Annotated in this window: 21 protein-coding genes; 16 read left to right on the top strand and 5 right to left on the bottom strand. The window is 72.1% G+C overall.

The window, feature by feature from the left end:
* The coding region (locus BU52_RS27655) for a DUF6542 domain-containing protein (protein ID WP_037939452.1) at window positions 1-422 on the top strand (422 nt) is incomplete at its 5' end.
* A gap of 127 nt (window positions 423-549) precedes the next feature.
* Here BU52_RS27655 and ppgK read toward each other — a convergent pair.
* On the bottom strand, window positions 550-1,296 hold the full coding sequence (ppgK, locus tag BU52_RS27650) for a polyphosphate--glucose phosphotransferase (RefSeq protein WP_037939450.1): 747 nt from the start codon (window positions 1,294-1,296) through the stop codon (window positions 550-552).
* A gap of 70 nt (window positions 1,297-1,366) precedes the next feature.
* Window positions 1,367-2,392 carry a 4-hydroxy-3-methylbut-2-enyl diphosphate reductase gene (locus tag BU52_RS27645; RefSeq protein ID WP_107061280.1) on the bottom strand — a complete coding sequence of 342 codons (1,026 nt, stop codon included), beginning with the start codon at window positions 2,390-2,392 and terminating at the stop codon, window positions 1,367-1,369.
* A 66-nt stretch (window positions 2,393-2,458) separates the two neighbouring features.
* Here BU52_RS27645 and xseA point away from each other — a divergent pair, with 66 nt between their 5' ends.
* From xseA to BU52_RS27630, 3 genes are all read left to right on the top strand, one after another.
* Window positions 2,459-3,667, top strand: a complete 1,209-nt coding sequence (gene xseA / locus BU52_RS27640) for an exodeoxyribonuclease VII large subunit (protein ID WP_037939447.1) — start codon at window positions 2,459-2,461, stop codon at window positions 3,665-3,667.
* A 9-nt stretch (window positions 3,668-3,676) separates the two neighbouring features.
* Complete coding sequence (locus tag BU52_RS27635) at window positions 3,677-3,931, top strand: exodeoxyribonuclease VII small subunit (protein WP_037939444.1); 255 nt, start codon at window positions 3,677-3,679, stop codon at window positions 3,929-3,931.
* A gap of 131 nt (window positions 3,932-4,062) precedes the next feature.
* Complete coding sequence (locus tag BU52_RS27630) at window positions 4,063-4,653, top strand: malonic semialdehyde reductase (protein WP_037939443.1); 591 nt, start codon at window positions 4,063-4,065, stop codon at window positions 4,651-4,653.
* Between the two features lie 92 nt (window positions 4,654-4,745).
* Here the strand turns inward: BU52_RS27630 and BU52_RS27625 are convergent, their stop codons facing one another.
* Entirely contained in the window at window positions 4,746-5,252 is a 507-nt protein-coding gene (locus tag BU52_RS27625) for a DUF4245 domain-containing protein (RefSeq protein WP_037939440.1), read from the bottom strand.
* 143 nt (window positions 5,253-5,395) lie between these two features.
* Between BU52_RS27625 and glpX the strand changes: the two genes are divergently transcribed.
* Complete coding sequence (glpX, locus tag BU52_RS27620; protein WP_037939438.1) at window positions 5,396-6,430, top strand: class II fructose-bisphosphatase; 1,035 nt, start codon at window positions 5,396-5,398, stop codon at window positions 6,428-6,430.
* A 111-nt stretch (window positions 6,431-6,541) separates the two neighbouring features.
* Here glpX and BU52_RS27615 read toward each other — a convergent pair whose 3' ends face one another.
* Window positions 6,542-6,916, bottom strand: a complete 375-nt coding sequence (locus BU52_RS27615; protein WP_078903471.1) for a WhiB family transcriptional regulator — start codon at window positions 6,914-6,916, stop codon at window positions 6,542-6,544.
* A gap of 108 nt (window positions 6,917-7,024) precedes the next feature.
* Entirely contained in the window at window positions 7,025-7,720 is a 696-nt protein-coding gene (locus BU52_RS27610; RefSeq protein ID WP_037939431.1) for a DUF1707 SHOCT-like domain-containing protein, read from the bottom strand.
* A gap of 188 nt (window positions 7,721-7,908) precedes the next feature.
* On the opposite strand from BU52_RS27610, the gene BU52_RS27605 reads away from it, so the two are divergent.
* From BU52_RS27605 to BU52_RS27560, 11 genes are all read left to right on the top strand, one after another.
* The gene (locus BU52_RS27605) at window positions 7,909-9,588 is read left to right on the top strand and encodes a fumarate hydratase (protein ID WP_037939428.1); all 1,680 of its coding nucleotides are present in this window, start codon (window positions 7,909-7,911) and stop codon (window positions 9,586-9,588) included.
* A 253-nt stretch (window positions 9,589-9,841) separates the two neighbouring features.
* Window positions 9,842-11,224 carry a cytochrome P450 gene (locus BU52_RS27600; protein WP_051858636.1) on the top strand — a complete coding sequence of 461 codons (1,383 nt, stop codon included), beginning with the start codon at window positions 9,842-9,844 and terminating at the stop codon, window positions 11,222-11,224.
* Window positions 11,225-11,280: 56 nt separating this feature from the next.
* On the top strand, window positions 11,281-12,306 hold the full coding sequence (locus BU52_RS27595) for a UbiA family prenyltransferase (protein WP_078903469.1): 1,026 nt from the start codon (window positions 11,281-11,283) through the stop codon (window positions 12,304-12,306).
* Window positions 12,296-13,003, top strand: a complete 708-nt coding sequence (locus tag BU52_RS27590) for a ubiquinone/menaquinone biosynthesis methyltransferase (RefSeq protein ID WP_037939423.1) — start codon at window positions 12,296-12,298, stop codon at window positions 13,001-13,003. Before BU52_RS27595 ends, BU52_RS27590 begins: the two co-directional genes overlap by 11 nt.
* A gap of 82 nt (window positions 13,004-13,085) precedes the next feature.
* Window positions 13,086-14,858 (top strand): non-ribosomal peptide synthetase, encoded by a 1,773-nt coding sequence (locus BU52_RS27585; RefSeq protein ID WP_078903468.1) that lies wholly within the window; start codon window positions 13,086-13,088, stop codon window positions 14,856-14,858.
* Window positions 14,855-15,592, top strand: coding sequence for a thioesterase II family protein (locus BU52_RS32900; protein ID WP_051858634.1), 738 nt, complete (start codon window positions 14,855-14,857; stop codon window positions 15,590-15,592). Before BU52_RS27585 ends, BU52_RS32900 begins: the two co-directional genes overlap by 4 nt.
* Complete coding sequence (locus BU52_RS36010) at window positions 15,589-15,987, top strand: cytochrome P450 family protein (RefSeq protein WP_200881311.1); 399 nt, start codon at window positions 15,589-15,591, stop codon at window positions 15,985-15,987. Before BU52_RS32900 ends, BU52_RS36010 begins: the two co-directional genes overlap by 4 nt.
* A 57-nt stretch (window positions 15,988-16,044) precedes the next feature.
* On the top strand, window positions 16,045-16,770 hold the full coding sequence (locus tag BU52_RS36005; protein WP_200881309.1) for a cytochrome P450: 726 nt from the start codon (window positions 16,045-16,047) through the stop codon (window positions 16,768-16,770).
* Window positions 16,767-17,942: a DUF711 family protein gene (locus tag BU52_RS32895; protein ID WP_051858633.1), complete on the top strand. Its 1,176-nt coding sequence runs from the start codon at window positions 16,767-16,769 to the stop codon at window positions 17,940-17,942. The genes BU52_RS36005 and BU52_RS32895 overlap by 4 nt, the downstream gene beginning before the upstream one ends.
* A 213-nt stretch (window positions 17,943-18,155) precedes the next feature.
* A complete protein-coding gene (locus BU52_RS27565) occupies window positions 18,156-19,580 on the top strand; it encodes a M28 family peptidase (RefSeq protein ID WP_037939418.1) in 1,425 nt (474 codons plus the stop codon).
* Window positions 19,581-19,693: 113 nt separating this feature from the next.
* Window positions 19,694-21,097: a class II fumarate hydratase gene (locus tag BU52_RS27560; RefSeq protein WP_037939416.1), complete on the top strand. Its 1,404-nt coding sequence runs from the start codon at window positions 19,694-19,696 to the stop codon at window positions 21,095-21,097.
* Window positions 21,098-21,130 lie beyond the last annotated feature (33 nt).

The raw sequence follows: 21,130 nt of genomic DNA, 5'->3' as shown, positions 1-21,130 counted from the left end.
CTCCCCCGCCCGCGGCCCGGCGGCTGCCGGGCCCGCGGCTCACCGGACTGGGCGGCGGCCTGTTCTGCGGGCTGGTGATGCTCGCGCTCGGGCTGCTGACCGGGGCGCTGTTCGGGGCCTCCCCGACGGTGTACGGCGTGCTCTTCCTGCCGGTGTGCGTGCTGACCGCGCTGTGGGTCCGCGAGGGGGACCTGCTCATCGCGCCCGTGATCGTGCCGATCGCGTTCGCCGTGGGCCTGGTGCCGGTCGCCGACGGCGGCGGCACCCTCGACCGGCTGATGGGCCTGGTGACGGGCCTGGCCACCCAGGCCGGGTGGCTCTACGGCGGGACGCTCGTCGCGGGGGTGATCGTGCTCGTCCGCAGGGTGCGCCGGGTCCGTGCGCGCAACCGCCGCGCCGCGCGGAGCCGGCCCCGCTCGTAGCGGTCCCCCTCCGGGGCCCGTCCGGCGGATCATGCCGGAGACGGGAGGGCCGGCACGCCTGTCCGCGGCGTTGTCGTCAACCTCAGCGCACCGCCGGTTGCCTCCGACTCGATCCGCCGGAGAGGCCCTACGCGCCCGTGGCCGCCCGCATCGCCGCGCCCACGATGCCCGCGTTGTTCTGGAGCTGGGCGGGGACGATCTCCGCCTTGATGCCCTCGATGTGGTCCAGGAACTTGTGGGACTTGCGGCTGACGCCGCCGCCGATGATGAACAGCTCCGGCGAGAACAGCATCTCCACGTGGGCCAGGTACGTCCGCACCCGGTGCGCCCACTGCTCCCACGACAGGTCGTGGTCCTCCCGGGCCTTGCTGGAGGCCCGCTTCTCCGCCTCGTGACCGTGCAGCTCCAGGTGCCCCAGCTCGGTGTTGGGGACGAGGACGCCGTCCACGAACACGGCGCTGCCGATGCCGGTGCCGAAGGTCAGCAGGACCACCGTGCCCGTGCGGTGGCGTCCGGCGCCGAAGTGCATCTCGGCGACGCCGGCCGCGTCCGCGTCGTTCACCACCGTCACCGGCAGGCCGCCCAGCCGGTCGCCGAGCAGGTCGCGCGCGTCGGTGTCGATCCAGCTCTTGTCGACGTTGGCCGCCGTACGGATCGTGGTGCCGCCGGTGACCACTCCGGGGAAGGTGACGCCGACCGGGCCGGTCCAGCCGAAGTGGTCGACGACCTGCTTGACGCCGTCGGCCACCGCGTCCGGCGTGGCGGGGTGCGGGGTGAGGACCTTGCAGCGCTCCTGCGCCAGGTCCCCCTTGTCCAGGTCGACCGGGGCACCCTTGATCCCGGATCCGCCGATGTCCACGCCGAAGATCTGCATGCCACCACGTTACGACGAACGACGGACGGTCACGAAGGCCGGCCGCCCGGCCGCCACCGCGGCACCACCGTCACTCCGCGGAATCCGCACCGGTCCCCGTGCCGCCCCGCCCGGCCACCAGGGCGGCGGCCTCGTCGCGCAGATCGCGGCGGAGTTCCTTCGGCAGGGAGAAGATGATCGACTCCTCGGCCGCCTTGACGATCTCGACGTCCTCGAAGCCGCGCCGCGCCAGCCACTCGAGGACCTGCTCGACCAGGATCTCCGGCACCGAGGCGCCCGAGGTGACGCCGACCGTGGAGACACCCTCCAGCCAGGCCTCGTCGATCTCGTCGGCGAAGTCCACCAGGTACGCCGCGCGGGCGCCGGCCAGCTTGGCGACCTCCACCAGGCGCTTGGAGTTGGAGGAGTTGCGGGAGCCGACGACGATCACCAGGTCCGCCTCGGCCCCCATCTGCTTGACCGCGAGCTGGCGGTTCTGCGTGGCGTAGCAGATGTCGTCGCTGGGCGGGGAGATCAGCTGGGGGAACTTCTCCTTGAGGGCGTCGACTGTCTCCATGGTCTCGTCGACGGAGAGGGTGGTCTGGGAGAGCCAGACCACCTTGGACGGGTCGCGCACCTCGACCTTCGCCACGTCACCGGGTCCGTCGACGAGCTGGATGTGGTCGGGGGCCTCGCCGGAGGTGCCGATGACCTCCTCGTGGCCCTCGTGGCCGATCAGGAGGATGTCGTAGTCCTCCTTGGCGAAGCGGACCGCCTCCTTGTGCACCTTGGTGACGAGCGGGCAGGTGGCGTCGATGGTGGCGAGCCGGCCGCGCTCGGCCTCCTCGTGGACGACGGGGGCGACGCCGTGCGCGGAGAACATCACGATGTTGCCCGGGGGGACCTCCTCCGTCCGTTCGACGAAGACGGCACCCTTCTTCTCCAGGGTCTGCACGACGTACTTGTTGTGCACGATCTCGTGCCGGACGTAGACGGGGGCCCCGTACTGCTCCAGGGCCTTCTCGACGGCGATCACGGCGCGGTCCACACCCGCGCAGTAGCCACGGGGGGCGGCGAGCAGGACACGGCGGCCAGGCGAAGCGGTCATGCGTCCCATCGTAAGGGCCGCGTCCGAGGGGTCCTGTCACGGTGCGTTGTCGGTGGGGCGCACTACTCTCGCGGCATGGCTGTCAACACGTCTGCGGAAACCCCCCTCCCGGTCGGGGAGGTGTCGCGGCTCATCGGGGGATGGATCGACCGGCTCGGCGCGGTGTGGGTCGAGGGGCAGATCACCCAGTTGTCGCGCCGGCCGGGCGCCGGGGTGGTGTTCCTGACGCTGCGCGACCCGTCGTACGACATCTCCGTGGGCGTGACCTGCTACCGGCAGGTGTTCGACGCCGTGGCGGACGTGGTGAGCGAGGGCGCGCGGGTGGTGGTGCACTGCAAGCCGGAGTGGTACGCGCCGCGCGGGCAGCTCTCGCTCCGGGCCGCCGAGATCAGGCCGGTCGGTGTCGGGGAGCTGCTCGCCCGCCTGGAGCAGCTGAAGAAGTCACTCGCGCGCGAGGGGCTGTTCGCCCCGGAGCGGAAGAAGCCGCTGCCGTTCCTGCCGCAGCTGATCGGGCTGGTGTGCGGGCGGGCCTCGGCGGCCGAGCGGGACGTGCTGGAGAACGCGCGGCACCGCTGGCCGGCCGTCCGCTTCGAGGTGCGCAACGTCGCCGTGCAGGGCGTGCACGCGGTGCCGCAGGTCGTCCAGGCCGTGAAGGAGCTGGACGCGGTCGACGACGTCGACGTGATCATCGTGGCGCGGGGCGGCGGCAGCGTGGAGGACCTGCTGCCGTTCTCCGACGAGCAGCTGGTGCGGGCGGTGGCCGCGTGCCGTACGCCGGTGGTGTCGGCGATCGGGCACGAGCCGGACAATCCGCTCATCGACCACGTCGCCGACCTGCGCGCCTCCACGCCGACCGACGCCGCCAAGAAGGTCGTGCCGGACGTGGGGGAGGAACACGAGCGGGTGCGGATGCTGCGCGACCGCGCGCGGCGCTGCGTCCAGGCACTGCTGGACCGGGAGGAGCGCGGGCTGGCCCACGCTCTGGCCCGCCCCTCGATACAGGATCCGCACCGGATGATCGACGCCCGGGCCGAGGAGGTCACGGCGCTGCTGGAGCGCGGGCGGCGCTGCCTTCGGCACCAGCTCGACCGGGCCGACTCCGAGCTCACGCACACGCACGCGCGCGTGGTGGCCCTGTCCCCGGCCGCGACCCTGAAGCGGGGGTACGCCGTGCTCCAGCGGGCGGACGGGCACGCGGTGCGCGCTCCGGGCGAGGTGGAGGCCGGTGAGGCGTTGCGGGCCCGGGTGTCCGAGGGCGAGTTCTCAGTCCGAGTCGATGTTTAGGGTGGGCGGATGACCAGCAAGACGGAGCAGACGGCGGCGGAGACGGCCGGGGCGCTCGGGTACGAGCAGGCGCGGGACGAGCTGATCGAGGTCGTACGGCGGCTGGAGGCGGGCGGTACGACGCTGGAGGAGTCCCTGGCCCTCTGGGAGCGGGGCGAGGAGCTGGCCAAGGTGTGCCGGCGGTGGCTGGACGGGGCACGGGCGCGACTGGACGCGGCGCTCGCGGAGGAGGAGGCCGGGGCGCAGGACGCCGACGAGGGCTGAGTGGTGAAGTGGATCACCACGGTCCAGGTTTAATTGAGTGTTGAACTTTTGGGGCGTACCGTCGACTCCGCCAACCGGTCCGCGGTCCCCGTGCGGACGCCGGGCCGACGTACCACCCAGAAGGTTCACGCATGTCTCTCGTTCTTGACCCCGCCGCCCAGGACCTGCTGTTCCGCGAGGCGCGCACCGCCAACACGTTCACCGACGAGCCGGTGACCGACGAGCAGGTGCGGGCGATCCACGACCTGGTCAAGTACGGCCCCACCGCCATGAACCAGTCGCCGCTGCGCGTCATGCTGGTCCGCTCCCCCGAGGCCCGCGAGCGCCTCGTCCGGCACATGGCCGAGGGCAACCGGCCCAAGACGGCCACGGCCCCACTGGTGGCGATCCTGTCCGCGGACAACGAGTTCCACGAGGAGCTGCCGCAGCTCTTCCCGCACTTCCCGCAGGCCAGGGACGCCGTCTTCGGCGAGCGCCCGGTGCGGGAGAGCGCCGCGGCACTGAACGCCGCCCTCCAGGCCGCGTACTTCATCATCGGCGTCCGCGCCGCCGGCCTGGCCGCCGGACCGATGACCGGCGTCGACTTCGAGGGCGTCCGCAAGGAGTTCCTGGACGACGACCACACCCCGCTGATGGTCGTCAACATCGGCCGTCCCGGCCCCGACGCCTGGTACCCGCGCAGCCCGCGCCTGGAGTTCGAGCAGGTCGTCACCACGGTCTGACCGCCACGCACGCGGAAGCCGCACGCGGAAGGGGGCGGGCTCCGTCGGATCGGCCGATCCGACGGAGCCCGCCCCCTTCCGGCCGCAGGCGCTCACTCCGTGCGCAGCGCCTCGGCCATCGTCGTCAGCTGCCCGAACGAGGCCGTGCCCGTCACGACGGTGGTCGAGCCCTCGGTGCCCTCCAGCACCAGCGCGTCGTAGTGGTCGCCCTCGTAGCGCGTCCACGTCCTGCCGTCGATCTGCTGGGTGGCCCCGGTCCTCGCGGCGCCCTGCGTCTTGTCCTCGATGAACACCGTCCGCTTGCCCGCGGACTGCTCGACCGCCACGTACTCCCCGTCGGGGGCGTGGAAGCCGAGGTGCCAGGCGTCGGCGTCGGCCCCCTGGAAGCGGACGGACGTGGGTTTCCACGCCTCGGGCAGCCCCTCGGGCGCGGCCACGGGGTAGGAGGCGGCCCGGCGGGCCGTGAGCAGGTCGACCCGGTAGTCGACCCGCTTGACGTCGGGTTCTCCGTCCTCGTGCGGGATGAACAGCCAGACCACTCCCGCGGCGAGCACGATGAGGGCCAGGGAGAGGACCATGTCCCGGGCCGTTTTCTGCATGCTGCTCGTTCCTGCCACGCCCCCTATCGTCGCAGGTGCCCGAAGCGCTCATCCGTGGGGGGCCCTGCTCATTTTGTCTGTCTGACGATAGAGTCGTGGCCACACCCTCATCCGGCCGTCGTCGTACAGAAAGGTGCGCTCCGATGACCGAACACCATCACCTGCCGTCCGAGCTCGATGTCCCTTCCGAGGCCCCCGACCGCAACCTCGCCCTGGAGCTCGTACGGGTCACCGAGGCAGCGGCGATGGCCGCGGGCCGCTGGGTAGGGCGCGGTGACAAGAACGGCGCCGACGGTGCCGCGGTGCGCGCCATGCGCACGCTCGTCTCCACCGTCTCGATGAACGGCGTCGTCGTCATCGGCGAGGGCGAGAAGGACGAGGCCCCGATGCTCTTCAACGGCGAGCGCGTGGGCGACGGGACCGGGCCCGAGTGCGACATCGCCGTCGACCCGATCGACGGCACCACGCTCACCGCCAAGGGCATGACCAACGCCATCGCGGTGCTGGCCGCCGCCGAGCGCGGCTCGATGTTCGACCCTTCGGCCGTGTTCTACATGGACAAGCTGGTCACCGGTCCCGAGGCCGCCGACTTCGTCGACATCAACGCGCCGGTGAGCGTGAACATCCGCCGGGTCGCCAAGGCGAAGCGGGTCACCCCCGAGGACGTCACCGTCGTGATCCTCGACCGGCCGCGGCACGAGGGCATCATCAAGGAGATCCGGGAGACCGGGGCGCGCATCAAGCTGATCTCCGACGGCGACGTGGCCGGCTCCATCCTCGCGCTGCGCGAGGGCACCGGCATCGACCTGCTGCTCGGTGTCGGCGGCACTCCCGAGGGCATCATCTCGGCCTGTGCCGTCAAGTGCCTGGGCGGGACGATCCAGGGCAAGCTGTGGCCCAAGGACGACGAGGAGCGGCAGCGGGCGGTCGACGCGGGGCACGACCTGGACCGGGTGCTGACCACGGAGGACCTGGTCACCGGGGACAACGTGTTCTTCGTGGCGACGGGGATCACCGACGGCGAGTTGCTGCGGGGTGTGCGGTACCGGTCGGAGACGGCCACGACCGATTCCATCGTGATGCGGTCGAAGTCGGGGACGGTGCGCAGGATCGACTCCGAGCACCGGCTGAGCAAGCTGCGCGCCTACAGCGCGATCGATTTCGACCGGGCCAAGTGAAACGTCACTTCGGTACGCGTGGGCCCGCGCCCCTGGGTGCGTAGTCCTGCCCGGCACGAAAGGGCGCCCCCTGTGCGGAGGGGGCGCCCTTTCTCCTTGTACGCGTGCGGGTCAGCCCGCCGCTGCTATGCGGCCCTGCCGGGCCGTCTTCTTGAGTTCCATGTCGCGGCGCCTGCGGCGGGCCAGCACCACGCGGCGCTCGGCGGCGGTGAGGCCGCCCCAGACGCCGTAGGGCTCGGGCTGGAGCAGGGCGTGCTCGCGACACTCGACCATGACCGGGCAGCGGGCGCAGACCCGCTTCGCCGCCTCCTCACGGGAGAGCCGGGCGGCGGTCGGCTCCTTCGACGGTGCGAAGAACAGCCCCGCCTCGTCGCGCCGGCACACCGCCTCGGTGTGCCAGGGGGCGTCCTGGTCCCTCTCCCGCCCTGCCGCAGACCGGGCCGGAACGGCGGCTACCTGCAGGGACGAATGCGGCGGTTGCAGCACGGTCTACTCCTGACGACGGCTTCGCGAGCGAGAGACGATGCAGCAAGGCTTACCCGATGTGCGCGCGCCTATGCACTGCGTTTCCGACGGGGCCCCGCGCGTGCCGGGTCAGTGGCCGAGATGTCCGCGCGTGCTCCTGTCGACCGTGCGCTGCACCCGGTCGAGGATGTCCGCGACGAGCTTGCCGCGCCTGGGCCGCGCCTCGACACTGCCCAGCACCGCCCAGCCGTCGACGAAGACCACCGGGGCCTCGTCGTCGGTCGCGTCGAGCGTGTCCACCTCGAAGGAGCCCAGCACGCCGCCGCCCGTGCCGCGCAGCGACACGTTCTCCGGGACGCGGACCTCGACGCTGCCGAAGACGGCGAACGCCTTGATCATGACCTGCTGGTGGTCGAACAGCGCCTCGCTGAGGTCGATCTCGACGCTGCCGAAGACCGCGTACGCGTGGATGCGGCGCCCGGACCGCCAGCGGCCCTTGCGGGCGGCGGCGCTGAAGACCGCGACCACGTTGTCGTCGGGGTCGACGGGGATCGCGCCCGCGGTGGGGCGGCTGGGGGCGGAGGCGTGTGCCGCGCGCCGCTGGTGGGCCACCGGCAGGTCCTGGACGAACACGTCCAGTTCCCCCACCGTCCTGGCGGCCAGCACGCCCTCCACGCGCTCCGCGTGCTCGTCGGCGGTCAGGCGGCCCTCGGCGAGGGCCTCGCGCAGGAGGTCGGCGATACGGTCCCGGTCGGCGTCGGAGGCGCGCAGCTCGGCGGCCCCCGGTGCCGTGTCCGGCTGCTGGGCGTGCTTCTGAAGGTCCACGGCAGCAGCGTACCCAAACGCGATAGATCGCGACTACCCTCTCGCACGGACGACCTCGCGCGGACGACCTCGCGCGGGCGACCTCGCGCGGACGACTGAGGACAACCTCACAGATTCGTCGCCGACGGCAGGTCCTAGGCTGGTGAGCGCCCGCCAACGGAGGCGGGCGGTCTTCCGTCGAGTGAGGAATGGGCGAGATGCCTGAGTTCGAGTACGCCGATCTGCTCCCCATGGGAGAGGACACCACCCCCTACCGGCTGGTGACCTCCGAAGGTGTCTCCACCTTCGAGGCCGACGGGCGGACGTTCCTCAAGGTGGAGCCGGAGGCGCTGCGCAGGCTCGCCGAGGAGGCCGTCCACGACATCCAGCACTATCTGCGCCCCGCCCACCTGGCCCAGCTGCGCCGGATCATCGACGACCCCGAGGCGTCGGGCAACGACAAGTTCGTCGCCCTGGACCTGCTGAAGAACGCGAACATCGCGGCGGCGGGCGTGCTGCCCATGTGCCAGGACACCGGTACGGCGATCGTCATGGGCAAGCGCGGGCAGAACGTGCTGACGGCGGGCCGCGACGAGGAGGCCCTGTCCCGGGGCGTCTACGACGCGTACCAGAACCTGAACCTGAGGTACTCCCAGATGGCTCCCCTCACCATGTGGGAGGAGAAGAACACCGGCTCCAACCTCCCGGCGCAGATCGAGCTGTACGCGACGGACGGCGGCGCGTACAAGTTCCTGTTCATGGCCAAGGGCGGCGGGTCGGCCAACAAGTCGTTCCTGTACCAGGAGACCAAGGCCGTCCTGAACGAGACCTCCATGATGAAGTTCCTGGAGGAGAAGATCCGTTCGCTCGGTACGGCCGCCTGCCCGCCGTACCACCTGGCGATCGTCGTGGGCGGCACGTCGGCCGAGTACGCGCTGAAGACCGCGAAGTACGCCTCCGCGCACTACCTGGACGAGATTCCCTCCGAGGGGTCGCCGCTCGGGCACGGCTTCCGGGACAAGGAGCTGGAGGAGAAGGTCTTCGAGCTGACGCAGAAGATCGGTATCGGGGCACAGTTCGGGGGCAAGTACTTCTGCCACGACGTGCGGGTGGTGCGGCTGCCCCGGCACGGTGCGTCGTGTCCGGTCGCGATCGCCGTGTCGTGCTCGGCGGACCGGCAGGCGGTCGCGAAGATCACCGCCGAGGGCGTGTTCCTGGAGCAGCTGGAGACGGACCCGGCGCGGTTCCTGCCCGAGACGACGGACGAGCAGCTCGAGTCGGAGGGCGACGTCGTCAGGATCGACCTCAACCAGCCCATGGACGACATCCTCGCCGAGCTGACCAAGTACCCGGTGAAGACCCGGCTTTCGCTGACCGGACCGCTGGTCGTGGCGCGTGACATCGCGCACGCCAAGATCAAGGAGCGGCTGGACGCGGGCGAGGGGATGCCGCAGTACCTGAAGGACCACCCGGTGTACTACGCCGGGCCGGCGAAGACCCCGGAGGGGTACGCGTCGGGGTCCTTCGGACCGACGACGGCCGGGCGCATGGACTCCTACGTGGAGCAGTTCCAGGCGGCGGGCGGGTCCAAGGTCATGCTGGCCAAGGGGAACCGGAGCAAGCAGGTCACGGACGCGTGCGACGCGCACGGCGGGTTCTACCTCGGGTCCATCGGGGGGCCGGCGGCCCGGCTCGCCCAGGACTGCATCAAGAAGGTCGAGGTCGTCGAGTACGAGGAGCTCGGGATGGAGGCGGTCTGGAGGATCGAGGTCGAGGACTTCCCGGCGTTCATCGTCGTGGACGACAAGGGCAACGACTTCTTCCAGGACCCCTCGCCGCAGCAGCCGACGTTCACCAGCATCCCGGTGCGCGGCCCCGGCCTGGGCTGACCCTCCGGCCGCGGCGCGGACGGAGCCCCTGGCACCGGGGGCTCCGTCCGCGCCGCCCGCGGACCGTCGCCACGGAGGCCGCGCCGTGGCCACTTCCTGTCAATCTTCGCGCCCCGGGACCGCACCCCCGTCACACTGTGGACCGTCGGGGGTTTTTGGCATGCCTGCTTCACAGTTGAACCGGTCCGCCGCACCCGGCACGCGTACGCCACCGGCATCTCGCACGGTGGGCCGGCCGACGAGGGGACGGGGCATGGCGGGAACCGCCCGGAGCACGCTGCCGACACGGGAGTCACGCCACGACAGTGGCGTCCTCGCGGCGCCGAGGGCACCCCGGGTGCGCGTCCCGGTCGTCGGGGACCTGCTCCGGCTGCGCACGGACCTGCTGAACGCCATCCAGCACGCGGCGTCGGCCGGCGACGAGGTCACCCACGTGCGCGCGGGCACCCGGCACATGGTGTTCGTGCACCGCAGCGCCCCGGCGGACGCCGTGCTCTCCGACATCCGCACCTTCGGCAAACCGGACCACCGCAATCCGCTGAGGCTGGTGCTCGGGGACGGCCTGGTGAGCAATCCCGACCACGACGACTGGCTGCGGCGGCGACGGGCCCTCCAGCCCGTGTACAGCCGGGCCGGTGTGGCCGGCATGCGGAGGAAGGCGGCCGAGGTCGCCGCCGGGCACACGGCGCGGTGGGGCCGCCGGGACCGCACGCGTCTGCACGTCTACGAGGAGATGCTGGCCTTCACCCTGGACACCGTGTCGACGTGCATGTTCAGCCGGTCCGGCGACAGCGTGTCCGGCGCGGTCACCCCGGCGACGGCGGCGTTCCTGCTCGACTTCGTCCAGCGCCGCATCCGCAAGCCCGTGTCCCTGCCCGTCGGCGTCCCCACCCCGAGGCACCGCCGCTTCGCCGCCACCCTGCGCGGTCTCGACGCCATGGTCCACGGGATCGTCGCAGAACGGCGCGCGTCCGGCCGGCACCACGGCGACCTCCTCGACCTCCTGCTGGACGCCCGGGTCGGTGAGGCCGCCGAACCGCTGACCGACACCCAGATCCGGGACGAGGTGCTGACCACGATCCTGGCCGGGTTCGAGACCACGGCCAGCGCTCTGACCTGGACCCTCTACCTGCTGGCGTGCTATCCGGAGGTGCAGGAGGCGGTCCGCCGGGAAGTGCGCTCGTCCGCCGCCTCGGACCCCGCGGAGCCGCTGCGCGGCACGCTCCTGCACGGCGTCATCCACGAGAGCATGCGTCTCTTCCCTCCGTCGCCGACCATCCCGCGCCAGGCCACGAGGGACACCTCCATCGGCCCGGAAGCGGTCCCCCAGGGGGCGCTGGTGATGCTCAACGTCGCCGCCGTCCACCGGGATCCGGCGGTCTGGGAACAGCCGGACTCCTTCATCCCGGAACGGTTCGCGGGCGGGACTCCCGAGAAGGGCTCCTATCTCCCCTTCGGCGCCGGTGGCCACATGTGCATCGGCAAGGGGTTCGCGCTGATGGAGATGGGCCTGCTGCTGGCGGACGTCGTCGACAGGTTCGAGATCTCCCCGTGCGACGCCGCGGGGCCGGAGCCGAGGGCGCTCATCACCCTGCGGCCCCGGGACCGTTTCGGGCTGACCCTCACGAGGATCTGAACCGCCACCGGAGCGGACGTCCCCCGCACGCGCGACATCATGAAAGAGGTTGGCCCATGAGCCGGATGGCTCGTTTCCACGCGACCGTCGAACTGGTGCGCCCCCGGACCCTTCTCGTCAGCCCGCTCTCCTACTGTGTGGGTGCGGCCGTGGCCGGTCATCCCTTCGACGTCACGGTGCTGCTCGGCGTGATCGTCCACATCGCCGCTCCCCTGGCCGCCAACGCCCACAACGCCGTGACCGACCTGGTGGAGGACGGGAAGAACGTACCGGGGCGTCTGACCCTGGTCGGGACCGCCGGCGTGGGGCTGCTGCGGAGGACCGTGTACGCGGGACTGGGCGTCATGCTGGTGCTGTCGCTCGTGATATCCCTCGCGCAGAGCCTGCTCTGGGTGTTCAGCGTCTTCCTCGTGCTCGGCTACTCCTCACCCCGGTGGCGGCTGAAGGGCCGCCCGGTCATCGGTATGGCGGTCTTCTCGATGGCGGTCACGGAGCCGTACATCGCGGGCGCGCTGCTCGCCGACTCCTGGGGGGAGATACCCCGGTACGACTCCTGCGAGCCGCTTCTCATCGGGGCCTTCCTGTTCTGCTGGTACTTCGCCAAGGGCATCATGAAGAACGTCCCCGACTACGCGGGGGACAAGGCGGCCGGGCTGAGGACGATCCCGGCGCTCATGCCCTCGCAGCACTCGGCCGCCTGGGCGGCCGCGGCGGCGACCACCGTGGTCTACGCCGCGTTCCCGGTACTCGTCCTCGTCACCGGCCTGCCCGACCGGCTGCTGACGGCCGGCCTCATGGCCGTTCCGGCCGTGGCTAACATGGCCGCCATGGTCCGGGCCCGTACGCCCCTCCAGTACAACCTGGTCGGGCAGCGGGACATGTATGTGTCCGTCGTCTTCCTGGGCCTTCTGCTCTTCGGATTGCGGCCGACGCCGGGCTCGGCGCTGATCGGGCTTCTCGCCGTCGCGGTCATGGCCGGGTCGGACGTGTTCGGAATGGACTCCAGGGCGAGTCGCCATCTCGACCGGACCGGTCCGACCGTGCCCGCTGCCGGAAAAGGGAGCCAGCGAGATGACGCTTGACCGCCACCCCCAGGGAAAACGTTCCGAAGTCCACGGCATCTTCGAGAAGATCGCCGGTTACTACGACCGGATGAATTCCGTCATGACGCTGGGCCGTCATCGGAACTGGTGCCGCGAGGTGGCCGCACGGGCCGCCCCGGGCCGGCACGGCCGGCTTCTCGACCTGGCCACGGGCACGGGTGCGATCGCCCTGCAGGCGGCCCGGAGGGACCCCACGGTCGCCGTGACGGGTGCCGACTTCTCGGCGGAGATGCTGCGCCGGGCACGCACCAAGTCCGGGGCAGGCGCGGTGCGGTGGCTGCAGGCGGACGCGACCCGGCTGCCGTTCAGGGACGCGTCCTTCGACGCGGTCACCGAGGGGTACCTCCTCAGGAACGTCCAGGACCTGGAGGGCGTACTGCGCGAACAGCACCGGGTGCTCAAGCCGGGCGGCCGCGTGGTGATCCTCGAAACCTGCCCGCCCAGTGGGCTGGTGGAACCGGTCGTGAAGTGGGGCGTGCGCGTCATCGTGCCGCTGCTGGGCCAGATCGTGGCCCGCGACCGGAGTTCCTACAGCTATCTCGAGTCCAGCACGCTCGCTTTCGCCTCGCCGGAGCACGTGGCCGGCGTACTGCGCGGAATCGGGTTCCAGGACGTCGGATGGCGCAAGAAGTTCTTCGGCACGAACGTCATCCTGTGGGCCGCCAAGCCGGCCTGACGGCGCGGCCCGCCGAATCGTGAGGTCCGAGACCCCCCGGTGAACCGGGCCGGGGGTCTCGGCGGACAAAGGGGGAGATCGAGTGAGCAGTTCGGCTGTGTCCACGGACCCGGCGGTGCCCGCCCTTCCGTACGTTCCGCTCGCCCAGGAGGCGCTGGAACGGTGGGCCGGCGCGTGGCCCGACCGGACCGGCTCGATCGGCGTCGACGGCCACGGGCTGACCTGGAGGGAGATCGCCGCCTCCACGGCGGCCCTGGCCGACCGGCTCGGGCGGGCCGGCGTGACGGCGGGTGACCGGGTCGCCGTCATGGCGGGCCGGTCGCGCTACGCGCTCGCTTGCCTGCTGGCCGTCTGGGCCCACGGCGCGTCGGCGGTGCTGCTCGACGAGCGGCACCCGGTGGAACGTCTGCGCTGGACCACCCGGGACGCGGGGTGCGTGGTGCTCCTGTCGCCGGAACCGGACGCCGGGCGCATCGGTCTCCCGGTGATCGGGACCGCCGGTTCGGAGGCCGGGGCGGGGCGCCCCACGGGCATCGGCCCGTCGCCCCGGGACGCCCGGGTGGAGGAGGCGTACGTCGTCTACACCTCGGGCACCACGGGTCGCCCGAAGGGTGTGCGCGTCGGCTTCGCCTCCCTGGAGAACTTCCTGGCCAACGCCGCGTGTCTCGGGTACCGGCCGGGCAGCCGGGCCGCCTCGGTGGTGTCCCCCGGTTTCGACGGCTGGCTGTGGTCGGTCCTCACGCCCTTCGTCAACGGCGTCACCTGCGTCGCGCTCGACGCCGCCCGCGGGGACCTCGAAGCGGCCCTGGCCGCGCGGCGGATCGACAACCTCTGCATGACCCCCTCGCTCTACGCCACGATCCGCGCGCTGCCCGAGGTCGAGGTCGCCGTGGTGGCGGGAGAACGCTGCCCCGGCTCCCTCGTCGCCCGCCTCCGCGCGTCCGCCGGGCGGGTCGTCAACGTGTACGGGCCGACCGAGGCCACCATCGCCGCGACCCTGGCCGACACCGCCCGGGGGGACGACCCCCGCACGATAGGCCGCCCCCTGTCCGGCTGCACGGTCGTCGTGGTGGACGCCGAGCTGAACGAGGTCCGGCCCGGGGCCCCCGGCGAACTGGTGATCGGCGGCGCAGGCGTCGCGCTCGGGTACGTCGGCGCAGGCGCCCCGGGTGACGACCGGTTCGTCGACCGGGGCGGCGTCCGGCACTTCCGTACGGGAGACCTCGCGACGCTGCGTGAGGACGGGCAGATCGAGTTCCTCGGCCGGGCCGACACCCAGGTCAAGACCGGCGGCTTCCGGGTCGAACTCGAGGAGGTCGAGAGCATCGCCGGTGAGGTGCCCGGCGTCCAGCAGGCGGTGGCCTATCTGCGGGGCGATCCGCCCACCCTGGCGGTCGGTGTCCGCACGGCACCCGGTGTGCCGCTGGACGACGCCCTCAGGGCGCGGCTCACCGCGGCGTTCGCGGAGCGGCTGCCCCGGCAGGTGTGCCCCACGCTGGTGCATCGCGTCCTTCAGGTCCCGCTCGAGCACACCGGCAAGGTGGCGCGCCAGGAGGTGGCCGCGCTGGGCGAGGCGGAGCTGACGGGAGGCGGTGGTGCCGCCGCGGTGGACGGCCCGGCCACCGGTGCGGACCACGTCCTCGACTGCGTCCTCGACGCCTGGAGCGGCGCGTTCGGGCGCCGGTCCGCCGAGGACGCCGATTTCTTCGCCGAGGGCGGGCACTCCCTGCTCGCGGCGCAGCTGGCCGCCCGGCTGGAGGAGCGGCTCGGCACCACCGTCTCGATCACCGATGTGCTCATGGCCAGGACGCCCCGGGCACTGGCCGACCGGATCGAGGAGACGAGGCCGGCATGACCTGGCTGCGATCGTTCACCCCGGCGGCCGCCGCGGGCGCCTCCGCCACGGTCGTCGTGTTCCCGCAGGCGGGCTCCGGGTGCTTGCGGCTGCACGCGAACGCCGCGGCGCTGCCACAGGGACTGGACCTGTGGGGGGTGCAGTTGCCCGGGCGCGAGGACCGGCTGGCCGACCCTCCGGCGGGCAGCCTGATCGAGGTGGTGGAGTGCGTCGGCACCGAGCTGCGCTCCTCCGCGTTCCGCCGGCCGCTGGTCCTGCTCGGCGTCAGCCTCGGCGCCCTCCTCGCTCACGAGGTGGCCGGGGCACTGGAGTCCGCGGGCACGGCGGCGAGTGCCCTGGTGGTGGCCGCCGCCCGGTCGCCCGAGCACTGGAGCACGTTCCCGGCGGCGGACCCGCCCCGGGAGGAGCTGACGGCCCTGCTGCACCCCGCGGTCCGCGCGCCCGGCCCTGCCGACTACGCCGTCGCGGCGCTCCGCGCCGACCTGGGCCTCATGGCCGGGTACGCCGTCCCGCCCGACCCGCTGACGCGGACCGCGCTGCTGTCGGTCTCGGGCCGGCGGGACGGTGTCGTCACGGCCGCGCAGATGACCGGCTGGCGGGACAGGTCGCTGCGGTACCTGGGCCACCGCGAACTCGACGCGGACCACCACTCGTTCCTGGACCGGGACGTCCTGGCCGCGACGCTGTCCTGCGTCGCGGACGTTGCCGGAGCGTGCCGGGAGGTGCTCGGATGACGCGGCAGACACCGCCGGACCTGTTCGCGCCGGGCCTGTTCGAGGGAACCGGCTTCTACGACGTCTTCGCGTGGTACCGGGAGCGGGATCCGGTGTCCTGGCAGCACCCGCCCGGGGAGCGGGAGGGCTTCTGGAGCGTCACCCGGTACCGCGACGTGGTGGCCGTGCACCGCGACAGCACACGGATGAGCTCGACGAGGGGCATGCGGCTGGGGTCCACGGACCGCGCCGTGGAGGCGGTCGCCAACAAGATGCTGATCGTCGCGGACCCGCCCGACCACACCCGGATGAAGCGTGTGCTCAGCCGCCCGTTCTCGAACGAGATCCTCGCCGCGGCCGAGGCGCACGTGGAGAAGGTCGTCGCCGACGTGGTCGCCGCGGCGGTCCGGGATTGACGGCCCGATCTGATCGGCCCTCTCGCGCGCATCCCGACCGACGTCATCTGCGCCGTCATGGGGCTGCCCCGCGCGGACTGGGCGTGGATCGGGGAGAAGACCACCGAGGCGTTCGAGTCGCCGTCGGAGGTGCGGCGGATCACGGCGAACAGCGAGATCTTCAAGTACTTCTACGACCTGGTGCGCGAGAACCGCAGAACCGGCGCGAACGAGTTCGTCAGCGGTCTCACCGCCCGGGCGGGATCCGGCTCCGGGCTGACCGACGAGGAACTGGTCTTCAACTTCGCGGGCATCCTGGCCGGGGGCAACGAGACCACCCGCTACACGCTGGCGGCGCTCACCCTGGAACTCGCCCGGCACCCGGACCAGTGGCGCCGGATCGCCGAGGGGGAGGTGGACCCGTCCGTCGCCACCGAGGAGGGGTTGCGCTGGTCGGTGCCCGGCATGCACGTGATGCGGACCGCGACCGAGGCGGTGCGGGTCGGCGACGCCGAGGTCGCGCCCGGCGAGCGGGTCGTGACCTGGATCGGCTCGGCCAACCGCGACCCGGAGGTGTTCGACGCCCCGGACGTGTTCGACGTGGGGCGGACCGGAAACCGGCACGTGAGCTTCGGCGCGGGACGTCATGTGTGTCTGGGGAGCCGGCTCGCGCGGCTGGAGATCACGGCGTACCTGCGGGCCCTGCGCGGGATGGTGACGTCCGTCGAACTGAACGGGCCGCCCCGCTACAACGGCTCGAACTTCACCTGGGGCCTGAACGAACTGCCGGCGGTGCTGTCATGACCCGCACGCCGTCCGCCGCTCCCGTCCGCGCCGTGACGCTCTGCCTGCCCGACGCCGTGTTCGCGAAGGGGACCGTCGACGTCGGCTCCGTCGACGCGTACGGCGCCAGGGTGATGGAGGCCGCCGGGGACCTGGTCCGCGCCGGACACGAGGTGCAGACGGTCCGGCTGTCCGCTCCGGCGCTCGACGCGCCGGTCCACGCCGACCTGCTGCGGGAGCGGGCCGCCGGCCTCGTCGCGGGCTGCCGCCGGTCGGGCGTGGGCAGTGCCTCCCTGACCGCACTGCGGCCCCCGGCGCTGGCGGGGCTCGAGCCGTCCGACGTGGCGGACGTGCTGGACGAGCACCCGTCGCTGTTCCTCTCCGTGGTCGTCGCCGACGGCGCCGGGGTGGACCACCACGCCGTCGGCTTCGCCGCGTCGGTGGTGGGTGAGCTGGCGCGCCGTGACGTCGACGCCAACTTCCGGTTCGCGGCGGTCGCGAACCTCGGTCCGAACGCCCCCCTGTTCCCCGGCTCCTACAGCGACGGCGGTCCCGCGGGCGTGAGCGCGGCGCTGCAGTCGGCGGGTCCGCTGCTGGCCCGGGCGCGGGAGGTCCGCCCGGACGGTCCCGCGGCGGTCACGCGGCTGACCCGGGCCTGTCTGCGTGACGAGCTGGCGCCGGTCGGGAAGGTGCTGGGGTCCGCCTGCCGGCGGCAGGGGCTGCTGTTCCACGGTTTCGATCCGTCGCCGGCCTGCGCGCCCGACGCCGGCATCGCGGAGTTCCTGGAGCTGGCGGGCGGCATCCGCTTCGGCTCCCCCGGCACCGTCGCCACCTGTGCCGCGGTCACCGCCGGCATCCGGTCGGCCGTGCGGCCCGTGGTCGGCTACGCGGGCCTGATGCTTCCGGTGCTCGAGGACCGGGTGCTCGCCCGCGCCTGGCAGGAGGGGCGCGTCGGCGCCGACTCGGTGCTCGCGTACTCCTCGGTGTGCGGTGCCGGCCTGGACACCGTCCCGCTGCCCGGCTCGACCCCGGAGCACGAGGTGGCCGCCGTGATCCGGGACATGGCGGCGCTGTCGGCCCGGTGGGTGAAGCCGCTGTCCGCCCGGCTGATGCTCGCACCGCCCGGCTCCGATCCGCGGCGCACGCGGTTCCGGGCGGAGCAGGTCGTCAACATCGCGTACCCGGTGGCCTGAGGGGACGCGTGAGGTGCCCCCGACGTTCGGCGGGGGCACCTCACGCGTCCGCATAGCGGACTCCGTGTGCTTCTTTCGGACAATCTGGCCCTTGCCCTGCCCTTTCCGTTGACTGCCTCAACCATCGCTGTGAGTCTTCTCGTCGCTCCGACATGCCCATGCCATGTCAATCCTGCGTGGCTCACCCCACAGCCACCTCCCGGAGGAGACCAGGTGAAACGAAGACTCGCCGTCGCGGGCGTCTCGCTCGCTGTCGTGCTCGGCTGCGGAACACTCCCCGCCGTGGCCACCGGCTCCGTGCCCGCCGCGGCCACCACGACCGCCGCCGCGCCCGACGTCGACGTGAACAAAGTGAAGGCGCACCTCAACGAGCTGAGCGCCATCGCCGGACGGAACGGCGGGAACCGCCGGTCCACCGGACAGGGTTACCGCGACTCCGTCGCCTATGTGAAGGGCAAGCTCCAGGCCGCCGGGTACACCGTCACCGAGCAGCCGTGCACCTCCGGCTGCACCAGCGGCGCCGGTCCCAATCTGATCGCCGAGTGGCCCAAGGGCGACGCCAACAACGTGATCATGTTCGGCGCCCACCTCGACAGCGTCTCCGCCGGGCCCGGCATGAACGACAACGGCTCCGGTTCCGCCGCCCTGCTCGAGAACGCCCTGACGCTCGCCCAGCAGAACCCCACCATGCGCAACCGGGTCCGCTTCGCCTGGTGGACCGACGAGGAGCAGGGCCTCAACGGGTCCGACTTCTACGTCCGTTCGCTGCCGTCGACCGAGCGCACCAAGATCAAGGCGTACTACAACTTCGACATGGTCGCCTCCACCAACGGGGGCTACTTCATCAACCACATCACCTCGTCCGCCGCCGCCCCGATGAAGGCGTACTGGGACTCCCTGGGCCTCCAGCCCGAGGAGAACACCGAGGGCGCCGGGCGCAGCGACGACTACTCCTTCGAGCAGTACGGCATCCCGACCTCCGGGTACGCCATGGGCGCCAGCGCCCGCAAGACCTCCGCGCAGGCCGCCAAGTGGGGCGGAACCGCCGGGTCCGCGTACGACCCCTGCTACCACCGGTCGTGCGACACCCTCACCAACATCAACACCACCGGACTGGACCGCGCGTCCGACGGCGTCGCGTACACCCTCTGGCAGCGCGCCGTGGACACCGGCACCGGCGGAAGCTGCGACACCGCCGGTGTCGTCGGCAACGGCGGGTTCGAGAGCGGGACCTCGCCGTGGACCGGGAACACCGGCACCATCGGCGCCCACTCGGGCCTGCCGGCGCACAGCGGGACCCGGTTCGCCTGGCTCGGCGGGAACGGGGCCACGAGCACCGAGTCGATCAGCCAGACGGTGACCGTGCCGGCCGGGTGCACCCAGGCGTCTCTGAGCTACTGGCTGTACATCGACACCGACGAGTCCGGCTCGACCGCCTACGACCGGTTCACCGTCAAGGCCGGCGGCAGCACGCTCGCCACCCTCTCCAACGCCAACGCCGGCAGCGGCTACGTGCAGCGGTCGGTCGGCCTGTCGGCGTACGCCGGGCAGACCGTGACCCTGACCTTCACCGCGAGCGAGGACTACAGCCTGCAGACCAGCTTCCTCCTGGACGACGTGAGCCTGCAGAGCGGCTGACCGACCCCCCACGGGTGCTCCGCCCCGCCGCGCTCCCCGCGCGGCGGGGCGGACTGCCGCGCCGGGAATACGCTCGTCCCAGGCCGCTGCTGTGCACCTTCGGAGGTACGACGATGACGACCACGGACGACGACCGGCATTACCGCGTCGAGCGCGACTCCATGGGGGAGGTGAAGGTACCCGCCGACGCCAAGTGGCGCGCCCAGACCCAGCGCGCCCTGGAGAACTTCCCGGTCTCCGGGCAGCGCCTGGAGCGCGCCCACATCGAGGCGCTGGCGCGCGTCAAGGGCGCCGCGGCCAAGGTGAACGCCCGGCTCGGCGTGCTGGACGAGGACATCGCCGAGGCGATCCAGGAGGCGGCCGGCGAGGTCGCCGAGGGGCGGTGGGACGAGCACTTCCCGGTGGACGTGTTCCAGACCGGGTCGGGGACCTCGTCCAACATGAACGCCAACGAGGTCATCGCCACGCTCGCCACCGAGCGGCTGGGGCGGGACGTGCACCCGAACGACCACGTGAACGCCTCGCAGTCGTCCAACGACGTCTTCCCCTCGTCCCTCCACATCGCCGCGACCGCCGCCGTCACCCGGGACCTGATCCCGGCCCTCGGCCACCTCGCCGCCTCCCTCGAGCGCAAGGCCGGGGAGTTCGCCGACGTCGTGAAGTCCGGGCGCACGCATCTGATGGACGCGACCCCGGTGACGCTGGGTCAGGAGTTCGGCGGCTACGCGGTCCAGGTGCGGTACGGGATCGAGCGGCTGAACGCCTCCCTGCCGCGCCTCGCCGAACTGCCGCTGGGCGGCACCGCCGTCGGCACCGGCATCAACACCCCGCCGGGGTTCTCCGCCGCCGTCATCGAGGAGGTCGCCCGCGCGACCGGACTGCCGCTGACCGAGGCGCGCGACCACTTCGAGGCGCAGGGCGCCCGGGACGGCGTCGTGGAGACCAGCGGGCAGCTGCGGACGATCGCCGTGGGGCTGACGAAGATCGCCAACGATCTGCGGTGGATGGCCTCGGGCCCCCGCACCGGCCTCGCGGAGATCAGCCTCCCGGATCTCCAGCCCGGCTCCTCGATCATGCCCGGCAAGGTCAACCCGGTGATCCCGGAGGCCGTGCTCATGGTCTGCGCGCAGGTGACCGGCAACGACGCGACCGTCGCCGCCGCGGGCGCCTCCGGCAACTTCGAACTCAACGTCATGCTCCCGGTCATCGCGAAGAACGTGCTGGAGTCGGTGCGGCTGCTCGCGAACGTCTCCCGGCTGCTCGCCGACCGTACCGTCGACGGCATCGTCGCCCACCGTGAACGGGCCCGGGAGTACGCCGAGTCCTCGCCGTCCGTGGTCACCCCGCTCAACAAGTACATCGGCTACGAGGAGGCCGCCAGGGTCGCCAAGAAGTCCCTGGCGGAGCGGAAGACCATCCGGGAGGTGGTCCTGGAGAGCGGCTACGTCGAGCGCGGCGACCTCACCGTCGAACAGCTCGACGAGGCGCTGGACGTGCTGCGGATGACGCGCCCGTGAGCCCTCGTGTCCCGGGAGTGAACCATGAGGGGC

Source organism: Streptomyces toyocaensis (assembly GCF_000725125.1).
Lineage (GTDB): Bacteria > Actinomycetota > Actinomycetes > Streptomycetales > Streptomycetaceae > Streptomyces > Streptomyces toyocaensis.
The sequence above is the reverse complement of the archived record's forward strand: the minus strand, read 5'-3'. Positions and strand labels throughout refer to the sequence as shown.